The organism is Oerskovia turbata, assembly GCF_000718325.1.
GTDB classification, from domain to species: Bacteria; Actinomycetota; Actinomycetes; order Actinomycetales; family Cellulomonadaceae; genus Oerskovia; species Oerskovia turbata.
This window is the reverse complement of sequence record NZ_JOFV01000006.1, coordinates 74,412-87,986: the sequence shown is the minus strand read 5'-3', so window position 1 is coordinate 87,986 and position 13,575 is coordinate 74,412. Positions and strand designations below refer to the sequence as shown.

Genomic DNA, 13,575 nt, shown 5'->3' with positions numbered 1-13,575 from the left:
GTAACGCGCTCACGGCAGTGTCGTTCGGAGGTGGAAATGGTCGGCTCGTCGAGCCTGGGTCTGGGCTCCTGGGGCCATGTTCCGCGCGCCGGTGGGACGTCGCTGCCGGACGGCGGGACGGAGACTCTCGCTCGTGCCGTCCAACGGTCGGGGATCGCGGCGTTCCTCCTGGGCCCCACGTCCGCGGGCATGCCCGTGCTGTGGGTCAACGACGCGTTCAGCAGGCTCACGGGCTACTCGACCGACGAGGTCGTCGGGCGACGGCCCCAGTTCCTGTCGGACCTCCTCGCGGACCAGTCGGAGGCCGAGCACTTCCGGGCCGGGGTCCTCGAAGGCCGCGAGGTCCGGCGCACCGTGCAGCACGAACGTCACGACGGGTCGATGATCTGGGTCCAGCTCACGCTCGCACCCGTCGACGAGGCCGGTGGCGAGGTCGGCCACTGGGCGGGCTCGATGGTCGACATCACCGAGCACGTCGACCGGTCGGCGGCCCAGCTCGCGTCGCTCGAGCTCGAACGCCGCAAGCGCGCAGGGCTCGCGATCATCACCGAGACCTCGGACCTGCTCAACGACCTGGACTACCCGCTCGCGCTGCGGGAGATCTGCGACGTCCTCGAGGGGGCGCTCGTGGAGTGGGCCGGCTTCTACATGAACGACGACGGGCTCCGGTTCGCCGAGGGCATCGACACCACGACGCCACCGAGCGGTCGAGGTCAGCGCCACGGCCGGTACATCGCGGACGGTGCGGGCATCGTCGAGGGGGCCATGGGGCAGACCGACGCGCTGGGTGACGCGACGGGCCCGGCCCTCCTGGTCCCGGGGACCGTGATCGACCTGCAGGACACCGTGCAGGACCTGCTCGACGGACGGATCGAGGGCCCCGTCCGGCTCGACCTGTCGGCGGACTACCCGCAGTGGTCGGCCTCGGGCTGGCTGAGCCGTGACGTGCGGCAGCGCACGTCCTCGCTCGCGGGGACGCCGCGCGAGGTGCTGCTCCACGCGATCGCCGGGCGCCGACGGGTGCTGGGGGTGCTCGCGACGAGCGGGCTGCCCGCGTCGCCCGGCACGGTCTCGGACCCGGAGAGCGCCGACGCGGTCCTGCGCACGCTCGCGCGGCGCGCGGGCCTCGCGATCGACAACGTCCGTCTCTACGCCCGGGAGCACCGCCTCGCGGAGACGCTGCAGCGGGCGATGCTGCCCGAGCAGGCCGACGTCACGGGCCTCGACGTGTGGACGTACTACGCACCCAACTCCGAGCACGCCCAGGTGGGCGGCGACTGGTACGACGTCCTGCAGATCACGCCCGACGTCGTCGGGCTCGTCATCGGGGACGTCGTGGGGCACGACGTCGAGGCGGCCGCGGCCATGGGCCAGCTCAGGTCGGTCGTGCGGTCGTACGCGTACGAGCTCACGACGCCCGGCCCGGTCCTCGAGCGCGTGGACCAGCTCGTGGTCGGCATGCGCATCCCGCGGTCCGCGAGCCTCGTCTACGCGTCGCTCGTGCGGCACGGTGAGCAGCCGCCGTCCGAGGACGGCAGCGACGAGCCGGGTGCCGACGAGAGCGGGATCGACGACGGCGCCACGGGAGACGCGCAGCGCTGGACGATCGAGTACTCGCGGGCCGGGCACCTGCCGCCGCTCCTCCTGCGCGGCGGCGAGGTCGCGCAGCTGAACGAGGCGGGTGGTTCGCTCGTCGGGTTCGGGGTCGGGACGCGTGCGACGGGGCGGGCGGACCTGCAGCCGGGGGACGTGCTGCTCTTCTACACGGACGGTCTGATCGAGCGTCGCGACAGGGCGCTGCGCGTGGGCCTCGACGCCCTGGTCGAGGCGACCCGGGCGATCACGGCGATCGACTCCGCGGGCATCGGCGAGGAGCTCCTGTCGCGCCTCGCGGATGCCCCCGAGGACGACGTCGCGCTCGTCGTGGTCCGCGTCCCGGACCCCGTGACGGACCCCGTGACGTCGGCCCTGAGCCCTCGCAGCCGCCGCTGGCTCCTGCCGAGCGAGCCCGCGTCGATCGGCCGGGCGCGCCACGCGGTCCTGCGCACCTGCCAGGCGTGGGACCTCGGCGACAGCGCCAACGCCGAGCTCGTCGTGTCCGAGCTCGTCGCGAACGGCGTCCTGCACGGGTGGGGGCACCTCGCGCTGCGGCTCTTCGACACCGGGGACGGTCTGCGCGTCGAGGTCGAGGACTCCAACCCCGCCCCGCCCGTGTCGACCGACGGGCACGTGCACCGCATGGGCGGGTTCGGGATGCAGATCGTCGAGCGGCTCGCGGACTGGGGCTGGCGGCCGTCCGGCTCGGGCAAGCTCGTATGGGCCCGGCTGCGGTCGGCCGCGGAACGCGCGGACCGAGGGGCCAGGGCCGAGGGCGGCTGAGGGCCGGTCAGGCGGTCGCGCTCACGGGCGGGTCGCACCGGTGGTCGGCGTCGATGCGGAACAGGTCGAGGGCCCCGCACACCTCGAGCACGAACAGGTCCCGGTCGTCGCAGCCGCGCAGGACGGTGGCCCCGCCGCGCTTGCGGCCGGAGTCGGCGAGCGAGATGAGGAAGGCCGCGCCGGTCGAGTCCATGAAGGTCACGCGGCACATGTCGATCACGAGGAGCTGACGGCGCAGCCCGACGACGCGGGCCGCGATCTCCGGGAACTGGTCACGTTCCGCGAGATCGAGGTCCCCGGCGATGACGAGCGTGGTCGTCGCGGGGGACGTGGAGATCTCGATCATGTCCATGACTCTAGGCCGCGCGGCCCTCGGTTGCACGCGCGCTCGTCCGTGGCCTGCGAGAATCGCCGGATGTCCCACGCACCCACGCACCGCAACCTCCTCGACGGGCCTGCTCCCGTCCGTCTGCCGGCCGAGCCGGACGTCGACACGGCGATCGCCCGGGGCGACGACGCGTTCACCCTGGCCGGGGCCCATCCCGCGTCCTCGCTCCCGTGGGCTCTCCTCGCCGAGGCGTCGCTGCGCGACGGCGGCGAGCACGCGGCTGTCACGGCGTACGCGTTCGCCCGCACGGGCTACCACCGTGGGCTCGACGCGCTGCGTCGCGCCGGTTGGCGGGGCCAGGGCCCGATCCCGGCCGACCACGTGCCCAACCAGGGCTTCCTGCGGGCCCTGCTCGCGCTCTCGCGTGCGGCGTCCCTCATCGGCGAGGAGGGCGAGGCCGAGCGCTGCGCCCAGTTCCTGGTGGACTCGGGGACGTCGGCCGACGAGGTCGGGGCTCTCGCGGGCTGACGTCCGCGCAGGGTCGCCGCATGCCTGCGCCTGCTCCCGCGGCCCGACGGCGTCGCGCACGCTGCGCCGTCGGGCTGCGGGAAGCGCGCCGGTGGGCCGAGGGGCCCGCCGAGGTCAATGGCAGGTAAACTCGTCCAGGCTTCCGGGTGACTGCCGCCCGGACGCGCCTCGGGCCCGCGCAGGACCCGTCGGCGGTACGCGCCGTGCGTCGACCCCGGTCGATGGTGCGCGACGCGGTCGCTCGCCGACCGGACAGTCCTGACGTACGTGCCGGTCGGTGCCGGTCCGTGACCCGGTCCGAGGAACAGGCAGTCTGAAAGTGGGGAATCCATGCCAGGCGTGGTGCTCATCGGTGCCCAGTGGGGCGACGAAGGCAAGGGCAAGGCGACCGACCTCCTCGGGTCGCGGGTCGACTACGTGGTCAAGTTCAACGGCGGCAACAACGCCGGGCACACGGTCGTCGTCGGCGACGAGAAGTACGCCCTGCACCTGCTGCCCTCCGGCATCCTGTCGCCCGGGGTCACGCCCGTCATCGCGAACGGGGTCGTCGTCGACATCGAGGTCCTCTTCCAGGAGCTCGACGACCTGATCTCGCGCGGCGTCGACGTCTCGCGCCTGCTGGTCTCCGGCAGCGCCCACGTCATCGCGGGCTACCACCGCACGATGGACAAGGTCAGCGAGCGCTTCCTGGGCAAGCGTCGCATCGGCACGACCGGCCGCGGGATCGGGCCGGCGTACGCCGACAAGATCAACCGTGTCGGCATCCGCATGTGGGACCTGTTCGACGAGAAGATCCTCGCGGAGAAGATCGAGGGCTCGCTCGACCAGAAGAACCACCTGCTGGTCAAGGTCTACAACCGCCGCGCGATCACGGTCGACGAGACCGTCGAGGAGCTGCTCGCGTACGCGGACCGCGTGAAGCCGATGGTCGCGGACACGTCGCTGATCCTCAACCAGGCGCTCGACGCGGGCAAGAACGTCCTGTTCGAGGGGGGCCAGGCCACGATGCTCGACGTCGACCACGGCACCTACCCGTTCGTGACGTCGTCCAACGCGACGGCCGGCGGGGCACTGACGGGGTCGGGTGTGGGCCCCACCAAGATCACCTCGGTGATCGGCGTCATCAAGGCGTACACGACCCGTGTCGGCGAGGGCCCGTTCCCCACGGAGCTCTTCGACGACATGGGCGAGTACCTGCTCAGGACCGGCGGTGAGTTCGGTGTGACCACGGGTCGTGCGCGCCGGTGCGGCTGGTACGACTCGGTGATCGCCCGGTACTCGAGCCGTGTCAACGGCATCACGGACCTCGTCGTGACCAAGCTCGACATCCTCACGGGCATCCCCAAGATCCCGGTCTGCGTCGCGTACGACGTCGACGGCGTCCGCTACGACGAGATGCCGACGGACCAGACGGCCTTCCACCACGCGAAGCCGATCTACGCCGAGTTCGACGGCTGGACCGAGGACATCTCCGGCTGCCGCACGTTCGAGGACCTGCCGGCCAACGCCCAGGCGTACGTGCGTTCGCTCGAGGAGCTCTCGGGGGCGCGGGTCTCGGCGATCGGTGTGGGGCCGTCGCGCGACGCGATCATCCCGCTGCACGACCTGCTCCACTGAGAGACTCTCCCGAAGCGTCTCTGAGACGCACGTACCGGTCGTGACTCGCCCTTCCAGGGCGGGAACCTGGTCGGAGCGGGCATCTCGACCACGACGAGGCCCTGCGCCCCGTTCGCCGTGAGGCGTGCGGAGCGCGGGGCCTTCGTCGTGGTCGGGGCCGAAGCGCGTGGCGTTCATCACGTACCCGTCAGAAAAACGGACAGGTGTGCACAAGCCGACCGGGTGAAGATGTCGGCGTGTCTTCATGTCGCGGCGACGCTTCGATATGGTATTGGCGTACCAAGGAGCTTCAGGCAACGGCGCTTTCTTGGGGTGACCGCGAGGGAACTTCAGGGGCGTCGGCACCGGCCGCTCGCACCCTGACCGAGAGAGATGGGTGTCTCATGCAGGAATCACGCAGCCGCAAGATCAAGGTCGGTCTCGCAGGACTGGTCGTCCTCGGGGTCGGAGTCGCCGCGACCAGCGCTCTGTGGAGCGACAACGTCTGGTTCGCGGGTGACGTGTCCACCTCGTCCTTCAACCTGGTGGGCTCGGTGACCGGTGCCGACACCGGCTTCCAGGAAGGCACCACCGAGAGCGTCGCGCTCACGATCCCCGTCGTCGAGGACCTCGCCCCCGGTGAGACCGTGACCCGGACCGTTTGGGTCAGGAACGCGGCGACCTCGACCAATGCCGCAGACCTGGTCGACACCCCCGCCGTGACGGTCACCGGCGATGCCGCGTCGTTCCTCACCGTCACGGCCGCCTACAACCCCACGGGGAGCGAGAACCCCGACGCGCTCGCGCCCAACGAGGTCGTCCCGATCGACGTCACCTACCAGTTCACGAACCCCGACACCAGCGTCACGGGGCCGAACCAGGGCGCCATGGGCAAGGCCGCGAAGATCACGGTCCAGGTCACGGGTACCGAGGTGACCCCCTGACATGACGTCGACCCCACGTACGGCGCGTGCCGTCGTGGGGGTGACGACCCTCTGCACGCTGGGCGGTGCCTGGCTCCTCGGAGGAGCCGGCGCCGCCGTGGCCGTGGAGTCGCCCGCCAGGGCGTCGGCCGGGGAGGTGAGCCCCCTGCCACGGTCGTTCTCCTTCGACGGCATGTCGCCGGGCCAGACCAGGTCGACCATCGTCGACCTGGCCTCGACCCACGCGACCGACGGTTCCGTCGTCGAGGTCCGTGTCACGACGAGCGGAGAGCTCGCGCCGTCGATCAGCACGGTCGTCGAGGCGTGCCACGCCACGTGGGTGGGCGACGACTGCCCGACCGGCGCGGTCGTCGTCGTCGACGGGTGGCGGGGCGGGCAGGCCGGGGCCGCTCGGCAGGACGTGGTCCTGCCCGCAGGGACCACGACCGTGCTCAAGGTCTCCGTCACGCTCGACGAGGGCGTACCGGCGGGGGCGACCGGCAGCATCCGGTACGACCTCGCGCTGCGCGGCGAGCAGGAGGGGACGCCAGGCACCGGGACGGACCCGTCAGGTCCGGACGGGTCCGGCGGGGCCGACGGCTCGGGAACCAACGGTTCAGGGGCAGCCGGCGACGGCTCCGGCGGCGGGCCCCTCGCGCTGACCGGCGCGGACGTGTGGACCCTTGCTGCGCTCTCCGGGGCGCTGCTCGGGATCGGTGCGGCGCTCGTGCGTCGCCGACGACGAGAGGAGAGACCGTGACCGATCGAGCGACGACCCGTACCCGCCCGTCCCTTCCCCGTCGGCTGCGCGAGCGCGCGGCGGCCGTGCTCGCGCTCCTGCTCGTGGTCGGGACCGCGCTCTGGGGTGCCGGCGGCGTCCAGCCGACCGCAGCCGCCTGGACCGACGCCGTCGACTCCCAGGGTGAGGTCGCGATCGCGACCGCCGGCATCCCGACCGCGGTCGCCACCGGCGCCGACTTCTCGTGCGCCCTCGTGAGCGGTGAGGTCTGGTGCACGGGGGACAACTCGGTGGGTCAGCTGGGGACAGGGGACACCACGTCGTCCGACGTGTTCGTGGGTCCCGTGCGCGGGGAGCTGCAGGGCCGGACCGTGCTCGACATCGACTCCGGCACGTCGCACACGTGCGCCACGACCGACGACGCCGTCTTCTGCTGGGGACTCAACGACCGGGGCCAGCTCGGGGTCGAGGGCGTCGCGAACTCGACACTGCCGGTGCGCGTCCCGGCGCGCAGCGACGAGTCGGCGGCCACCGACCTCGAGCTCGGCGCGTCGAGCTCGTGCGTGGTCGCCGCGGGCAAGGCCTACTGCTGGGGTGACACGCACACCCAGGTGGGCAGGACCGGCACCCCGGTCCAGATCTCGGGCGGTGCCCTGCCCGCGTCCGCCACGGTGACGGACATCGGCGTCGGCGACGACTCCGCCTGCCTCGTCGCGGACGGCATCCCCTACTGCTGGGGGAAGAACGCCCGAGGGCAGCTCGGAGACGGGACGACCAGCGAGAGCCTCACCCCCGTCCGGGTCGTGACGACGGGCGCGCTCGCGGGGTTCACGAGCGGCGACGTCTCGGTCGCCGACGAGTTCGCGTGCGTCATCGGGTCCGGGCCGGACAACGGCGAGCGGACCTTCTGCTGGGGCGACAACTCGGCCAAGCAGCTCGGGCAGTCGACGAACGGCGCCCAGGTGGAGATGTCCACGACCCCGCTCCAGGTGCGCGGCGCCCTGACCGAGCTGCGTTCGCGGCTCGTCGACCTCGGCGGGAAGACCGCCTGCGTCCTGGCTCACGACGGCGCCGCCTACTGCTGGGGCGACAACTCCTCCGCGCAGACCGGCGCCAACGAGGACGAGTGGAGCGTCCCGGTCGTGCGGGACAGGCCCGAGCGGATCCTGACCAAGCAGATGGGGGAGGACCGCGTCCTGGAGACCGTCGACGTGTCGGTCGACCACGGGTGCACCCTGACGACGGGTGGCCGGGTCTTCTGCTGGGGGAGCGACGCGAAGGGGCAGCTCGGGATCGAGGGAGCCGCCGGGCCCGGCGCGCGCAAGGTCTTCCCCTGGGCAGCCACGCAGACCTGGCCGACCTGGGAATGACACGCGTGGCGCCAGCGGGGGCCGGACCGCTCGTGGCACCGTGGATGCATCGTCGACCCGTCCCCGGAGGTACCGCATGAAGTGGCTCAAGCGCGTCGGCGACGCGTTCCTCACGGTCGCCGCAGCCGCCGGCGTGCTCGGACTGGTGCTGTTCCTCGGTATCCAGACGGGCAACCTGCAGTCCCTCGTCGTCGTCTCGGGCTCGATGATCCCCACCTACGAGGTGGGCGACGGGATCGTCTCGCGCCGCGTCCCGGCTTCGACGCTCGAGGTCGGCGACGTCGTGAGCGTGTTCACGCGCGACGGGGTGCTCGTCACGCACCGAGTCGTCCAGGTCGAGGACGGGCCGGGCGACGCCCGCACCTTGACGCTGCGCGGGGACAACAACCCGGTCGACGACCCCGAGCCCTACGTCGTCGAGGACGCCCTGGTGCCCATGGTCCGGATCCCGGGAGCCCGGGACGCGGTCGAGGTCCTGCGGCGCCCGGCCGTCGGTATCCCGATCGTCGTCGCGGCGTGCGCGCTGGTCGGGTTCGCGCTCATGCCCTCGTCGAAGAAGCGCCCCGAGCACGAGGAGGACGCCACCGAGACCCCCGACGCCGTGGACGCCCAGGGGTCCCCGACGCCGGATCGGTAGACTGCGGTCCCGTGAAGATCCTCGTCATCGGTTCGGGTGCCCGCGAGCACGCCATCGTCCACTCGTTCGCCCAGGAGGCCGCGGCCACCGGTGCGGAGGCGCACGAGCTGCACGCCGCCCCCGGGAACCCGGGCATCGGCGAGCTCGCGACCCTGCACGCCGTCAGTGCGGTCGACGGCGAGGCCGTCGCGGGGCTCGCGACCCGCCTCGGTGCGGACCTCGTCGTGATCGGCCCCGAGGCGCCGCTCGTCGCGGGGGTCGCGGACGCGGTGCGCGCGGCCGGCATCGACTGCTTCGGGCCGAGCGCGCAGGCTGCCGCGCTCGAGGGTTCCAAGGCGTTCGCCAAGGACGTCATGGCCGCCGCGTCGGTCCCGACCGCGCTCGCGCACGTCTGCACCGACATCGACCAGGTCGCCGACGCGCTCGACGCGTTCGGGGCCCCCTACGTCGTCAAGGACGACGGGCTGGCGGCGGGCAAGGGCGTCGTCGTGACCGACGACCGCCAGGAGGCGCTCGAGCACGCGCAGGCCTGCTTCGCGACGCCCCGCCCGGGCGCCGGCGACCCCGTCGTGGTCATCGAGGAGTACCTCGACGGTCCCGAGGTCTCGCTCTTCTGCCTGTCCGACGGCACGAGCGTCGTCCCCCTGGCCCCCGCGCAGGACTTCAAGCGCGCGTTCGACGGCGACGCCGGACCCAACACGGGAGGCATGGGCGCCTACAGCCCGCTGCCGTGGGCCCCGGAAGACCTGACCGAGGAGGTCGTGACCCGGGTCGCGCAGCCCACGATCGACGAGATGGCGCGCCGCGGCACCCCGTTCGCCGGTGTCCTCTACGTGGGTCTCGCGCTCACGAGCCGCGGCACCCGCGTGGTCGAGTTCAACGCGCGGTTCGGTGACCCGGAGACGCAGGTCGTCCTGGCCCGCCTCACGACCCCGCTCTCCGCGGTGCTGCGCGCAGCGGCGCGCGGCGAGCTCGCGGACTTCCCGCGCCTGCGCTGGTCCGACGACGCCGCGGTCACCGTGGTCGTCGCCGCCAACGGCTACCCCTCCACGGTCCGCAGCGGCGACCCGATCACGGGCGTCGACGGCGCCGAGACGGTCGAGGGCGTACACGTCCTGCACGCGGGCACGGCGCTCGACGAGGGCACGCTGCGCAGCGCAGGTGGCCGCGTGCTGTCGGTCGTCGCACGCGGCGCGGATCTCTCGGAGGCGCGTCGCCGGGTGTACGCGGGCGTCGACCAGGTCGTCCTGCCCGGCTCGCACCACCGCACCGACATCGCGGAGAAGGCCGCGCGCGGCTGACCGGGACCGGGGCCTCGACATCCGGACGCCCCCGGGCACCCTTCATCGCGGATGAGACACTAGGCGCCGTGACTGACTCGCGCGACGCCCTCGACACGGCCCACCTCGAACTCCCGGGGTGGCGGCACGTCTACTCGGGCAAGGTCCGCGACCTGTACGAGCCCGACCTCGCGCACCTCGGCGGCGCGCACCCGCTCGGTGACGTCGTCCTGGTGGTCGCGAGCGACCGCGTCAGCGCGTTCGACCACGTGCTGTCCCCGGGCATCCCCGACAAGGGGGTCGTCCTGACCCAGCTCAGCCTGTGGTGGTTCGACAAGCTCGCGGACCTCGTCCCGAACCATGTCGTCAGCACCGAGGCCAGCGCCATGCCGGGTGACGGCCTGGTGCCGGACCAGGTCGCGGGCCGCGCGATGATCTGCCGCCGTCTCGAGATGTTCCCCGTCGAGTGCGTCGCCCGCGGTTACCTCACGGGCTCGGGCCTCGTCGAGTACCGCGTGGACCGTACGGTGTGCGGAGTTCCGCTGCCCGAGGGGCTCGTCGACGGGTCACGCCTGCCCGAGGCGATCTTCACCCCCGCAGCCAAGGCCGAGGTGGGGGAGCACGACGAGAACGTGTCGTTCGAGGTCGTCGCGGGGACCATCGGGCTCGACGCCGCGACCCGACTGCGCGACCTGACCCTCGCCGTCTACTCGCAGGCAGAGGAGATCGCGCGCGAGCGCGGCGTGATCCTCGCCGACACCAAGTTCGAGTTCGGCATCGACCCCGTCACGGGCGCGACCGTCCTGGGCGACGAGGTGCTGACCCCCGACTCCTCGCGCTTCTGGCCCGCCGACCAGTGGCAGCCGGGGCGCTCGCAGCCGAGCTTCGACAAGCAGTACGTCCGCGACTGGCTCGCCTCGGGCGCCTCGGGCTGGGACCGCGCGTCCGACGCGCCGCCGCCCTCGCTGCCCGCGGACGTCGTCGAGCGCACGCGCGACCGCTACCTCGAGGCCTACGAGCGGATCACGGGCGAGTCCCTGTTCTGAGCCCCGAGCCCGTCGGGGAGCCGAGGCGCTCGCGGACGTAGCGGTGCCCTGTCGGTGACGTCCAGCGGACCGTGCCGTCGGCCGCGAGGTCGGGGCGCCAGCCGGACCGTGCCCGGACCACGTGGTGGTGCCGGCACAGGGAGATGAGGTCCTCGGGCCGGACGTCCGGCTCGGGGGCGTCCGGCTCTCGCGGCGCAGGGCGGACCACATGGTCCAGGTCGCAGCGGAACGCGGGGACCGAGCAGCCAGGAAACGTGCACGTGCGGTCCCGCGAGAGCACGGCGGCGATCACCTGGACCCCGGGCCCGGGACGGGCTGCGAGCAACGGATCGAACATGTGTTCGATCGTAGGCGGAGCCTCCGACACGGACTGGTCCATGCGCTCCGGTGCGCCCCGGTTGCCCCATAGGTCGTCGCACGATATATATCGACCATGCCCACAGCGACGAGCGGCCCGGCCGGCGGGAAGTCCTTCCGCATGACCGAGCAGGCCTACCTGATCCTGCTGTCCCTGACGCCCGAGCCGCTGCACGGCTACGCCGTCATCCAAGCCGTCGCCGAGCTCTCCGACGGGGCGACAGCCCTCGGCGCCGGCACGCTGTACGGCAACCTCGACCGGCTCTCGGGCGCGGGCCTCGTCGAGCCTGCGGGCGAGGAGGTCGTCGACGGTCGCCTCCGGCGCTACTACCGGATCACCGACGACGGCCGCCACGCCGCCGAGCAGGAGACGGACAGGCTCCGCGAGCTCGCCGCCCGGGCGCAGGAGGCCCTCGACCAGCGCGGCACGGCAGCGCGCCCGACGTCGGGCAGGCTCGCGGGAGGGCTGGCCTGATGCGTCGCCGCGACCTGACGGCCGACGAGCGCTTCGAGCGGTCGGCGCGCTTCTGGGCGCGGGCCTACCCCCGCCGCTGGCGCGAGGTCCACGGCGAGGAGCTCCTCGCGGTCCAGCAGGACGTCGCGCACGCGGCCGCAGAGGCCGCGGGTGCGCCCGCACCCGACCGGTTGAGCACCGACGAGATCCGCAGCCTGCTGCGCGCCGGATGGGGCCTGCGCCGGCGGGAGCGCCCGCCGCTGTGGCGGTGGGTCCTGTACCGGTTCGGCCTCAGGCTGCCTGCGGACTACTGGTGGTGGGTCGCGGACGACATCCGGGGAGCGTTCTACTCGGTGCGGGACGCCGCGTGGACGCTGGTCCTGATCTACAGCCCGCTGCTCGCGGTGCTCGCGGGGTACGCGTGGGTCACGGGACGACCTCTCGCCGACCTCTGGCCCACGTTCCTCGCGACGTGGTACTTCTGGACCTTCGTCGTCGCTGTCGTGATCGCGTCAGGGACGGCGTTCCGCGAGAGCCGCACACGGACCGCCTGGTACCGCCACGTGGTCTACGGCAACGTGCCCGAGCCGATGCGGCTCCCGTCCGCCTCACCCGACCCCCGGGACGCCGAACCCACCTCCTGAGGCGAGCCCCGCCGTCGGGCAGGGAGATCCCTGCGGCCGAGAACGAGGTCGAGGTCGCCAGGGCGCGCAGAACGGCCACTACCTCGTTCTCGGCGCCCGGGAAAGTCCCGCCCCGACCGACGCCTGAGACGCGACCCGGCCCCGTGCGCGGCCCGGGTAAACTGGCCCCGGAATCCCCACCCACCGAGATCCGTGCGACCTCGTCGCCGCCCTCGCGGCGCGCCCCGAGCCTCGTGCGGACCTGTCCGAGCCGAGCCGGCCGGACCAACTTCCCGAGGAGCTCCTGTGGGACGCGTAGTCGTCGAGGTCATGCCCAAGCCCGAGATCCTGGACCCGCAGGGCAAGGCCGTCGTCGGGGCGCTCCCGCGCCTGGGCTTCACCCAGTTCACCGGCGTGCGCCAGGGCAAGCGGTTCGAGCTCGAGGTCGAGGGTGACGTCACCCCCGAGGTGCTCGCCGCGGCCCGCGAGGCCGGCGAGAAGGTCCTGTCGAACCCGGTCATCGAGGACGTCGTCCTCGTCGCCGAGCTGACGGCCGAGCTGGGCGGGGAGAGCGCCTGATGAGCGCCCCCGCAGCGACCGGCCTGGCCACGGCCCGGATCGGTGTCATCACGTTCCCCGGCACGCTCGACGACCGCGACGCGGCGCGGGCGGTGCGCCTGGCCGGTGGTGAGCCCGTGTCCCTGTGGCACGCGGACGCGGACCTGCACGGGGTCGACGCGGTCGTGCTCCCGGGCGGCTTCTCGTACGGCGACTACCTGCGCGCCGGGGCGATCAGCCGCTTCGCGCCCGTCATGGACTCGCTCGTCGACGCGGCCAAGGGTGGCCTGCCCGTCCTGGGCATCTGCAACGGCTTCCAGATCCTCACCGAGGCGCACCTGCTGCCCGGCTCGATGATCAAGAACGACCACCTCGCGTTCATCTGCCGCGAGCAGACCATGGTCGTCGAGAACGCCGACACCGCCTGGACGCGCGACTACACCGCGGGCCAGCGCATCACGGTGCCGCTCAAGAACCAGGACGGCCAGTTCGTCGCCGACGAGCGCACGCTCGACGAGCTCGAGGCCGAGGGGCGTGTCGTCTTCCGCTACGAGGGCTGGAACCCCAACGGCTCGCGCCGCAACATCGCGGGCATCTCGAACGCGGCGGGCAACGTCGTGGGCCTCATGCCGCACCCCGAGCACGCGGTCGAGGCCGGGTTCGGCCCCGCGAACGAGTCCGGCCCCCGCGCGGGCACGGACGGGCTGGGCTTCTTCACCTCGGTGCTGAGCACGCTCGTCCAGGCCTGAGAACCCCG

At 72.7% G+C, this 13,575-nt stretch carries 15 protein-coding genes; 13 read left to right on the top strand and 2 right to left on the bottom strand.

Going from position 1 to position 13,575, the window contains the following annotated elements:
• Positions 1-36 precede the first annotated feature (36 nt).
• Positions 37-2,379, top strand: a complete 2,343-nt coding sequence (locus tag IE95_RS0107770) for a SpoIIE family protein phosphatase (RefSeq protein ID WP_129429511.1) — start codon at positions 37-39, stop codon at positions 2,377-2,379.
• Positions 2,380-2,386: 7 nt separating this feature from the next.
• Here IE95_RS0107770 and IE95_RS0107765 read toward each other — a convergent pair whose 3' ends face one another.
• Positions 2,387-2,725, bottom strand: a complete 339-nt coding sequence (locus IE95_RS0107765) for an STAS domain-containing protein (protein WP_030151057.1) — start codon at positions 2,723-2,725, stop codon at positions 2,387-2,389.
• 69 nt (positions 2,726-2,794) lie between these two features.
• On the opposite strand from IE95_RS0107765, the gene IE95_RS0107760 reads away from it, so the two are divergent.
• The 8 genes from IE95_RS0107760 to IE95_RS0107725 all read left to right on the top strand — a co-directional run bounded on the left by IE95_RS0107760 (position 2,795) and on the right by IE95_RS0107725 (position 10,826).
• Positions 2,795-3,235, top strand: a complete 441-nt coding sequence (locus IE95_RS0107760; RefSeq protein WP_030151056.1) for a DUF3151 domain-containing protein — start codon at positions 2,795-2,797, stop codon at positions 3,233-3,235.
• Between the two features lie 330 nt (positions 3,236-3,565).
• Positions 3,566-4,852, top strand: a complete 1,287-nt coding sequence (locus IE95_RS0107755) for an adenylosuccinate synthase (protein ID WP_030151055.1) — start codon at positions 3,566-3,568, stop codon at positions 4,850-4,852.
• A 383-nt stretch (positions 4,853-5,235) separates the two neighbouring features.
• A complete protein-coding gene (locus tag IE95_RS19530; RefSeq protein WP_051702874.1) occupies positions 5,236-5,775 on the top strand; it encodes a hypothetical protein in 540 nt (179 codons plus the stop codon).
• 1 nt (position 5,776) lies between these two features.
• Entirely contained in the window at positions 5,777-6,514 is a 738-nt protein-coding gene (locus IE95_RS19525; RefSeq protein ID WP_030151053.1) for an LPXTG cell wall anchor domain-containing protein, read from the top strand.
• Complete coding sequence (locus IE95_RS0107740) at positions 6,511-7,863, top strand: RCC1 domain-containing protein (protein ID WP_030151052.1); 1,353 nt, start codon at positions 6,511-6,513, stop codon at positions 7,861-7,863. The genes IE95_RS19525 and IE95_RS0107740 overlap by 4 nt, the downstream gene beginning before the upstream one ends.
• 76 nt (positions 7,864-7,939) lie before the next feature.
• Entirely contained in the window at positions 7,940-8,500 is a 561-nt protein-coding gene (locus IE95_RS0107735) for a signal peptidase I (RefSeq protein WP_051702873.1), read from the top strand.
• Positions 8,501-8,511: 11 nt separating this feature from the next.
• Positions 8,512-9,801: a phosphoribosylamine--glycine ligase gene (purD, locus tag IE95_RS0107730; protein ID WP_030151050.1), complete on the top strand. Its 1,290-nt coding sequence runs from the start codon at positions 8,512-8,514 to the stop codon at positions 9,799-9,801.
• Between the two features lie 68 nt (positions 9,802-9,869).
• Positions 9,870-10,826, top strand: coding sequence for a phosphoribosylaminoimidazolesuccinocarboxamide synthase (locus tag IE95_RS0107725; protein WP_030151049.1), 957 nt, complete (start codon positions 9,870-9,872; stop codon positions 10,824-10,826).
• On the opposite strand, the gene IE95_RS0107720 is transcribed toward IE95_RS0107725, so the two are convergent.
• Entirely contained in the window at positions 10,804-11,163 is a 360-nt protein-coding gene (locus IE95_RS0107720) for an HNH endonuclease signature motif containing protein (protein WP_129429510.1), read from the bottom strand. The two genes, IE95_RS0107725 and IE95_RS0107720, sit on opposite strands and share 23 nt — an antisense overlap.
• Positions 11,164-11,259: 96 nt before the next feature.
• Here IE95_RS0107720 and IE95_RS0107715 point away from each other — a divergent pair, with 96 nt between their 5' ends.
• From IE95_RS0107715 to purQ, 4 genes are all read left to right on the top strand, one after another.
• On the top strand, positions 11,260-11,658 hold the full coding sequence (locus IE95_RS0107715) for a PadR family transcriptional regulator (RefSeq protein WP_240666378.1): 399 nt from the start codon (positions 11,260-11,262) through the stop codon (positions 11,656-11,658).
• Positions 11,658-12,281 carry a chitin-binding protein gene (locus tag IE95_RS0107710; protein ID WP_030151046.1) on the top strand — a complete coding sequence of 208 codons (624 nt, stop codon included), beginning with the start codon at positions 11,658-11,660 and terminating at the stop codon, positions 12,279-12,281. Before IE95_RS0107715 ends, IE95_RS0107710 begins: the two co-directional genes overlap by 1 nt.
• A gap of 285 nt (positions 12,282-12,566) precedes the next feature.
• Positions 12,567-12,839, top strand: coding sequence for a phosphoribosylformylglycinamidine synthase subunit PurS (gene purS, locus IE95_RS0107705; protein WP_030151045.1), 273 nt, complete (start codon positions 12,567-12,569; stop codon positions 12,837-12,839).
• The gene (purQ, locus tag IE95_RS0107700; protein ID WP_030151044.1) at positions 12,839-13,567 is read left to right on the top strand and encodes a phosphoribosylformylglycinamidine synthase subunit PurQ; all 729 of its coding nucleotides are present in this window, start codon (positions 12,839-12,841) and stop codon (positions 13,565-13,567) included. Before purS ends, purQ begins: the two co-directional genes overlap by 1 nt.
• The last annotated feature ends 8 nt before the right edge of the window (positions 13,568-13,575 follow it).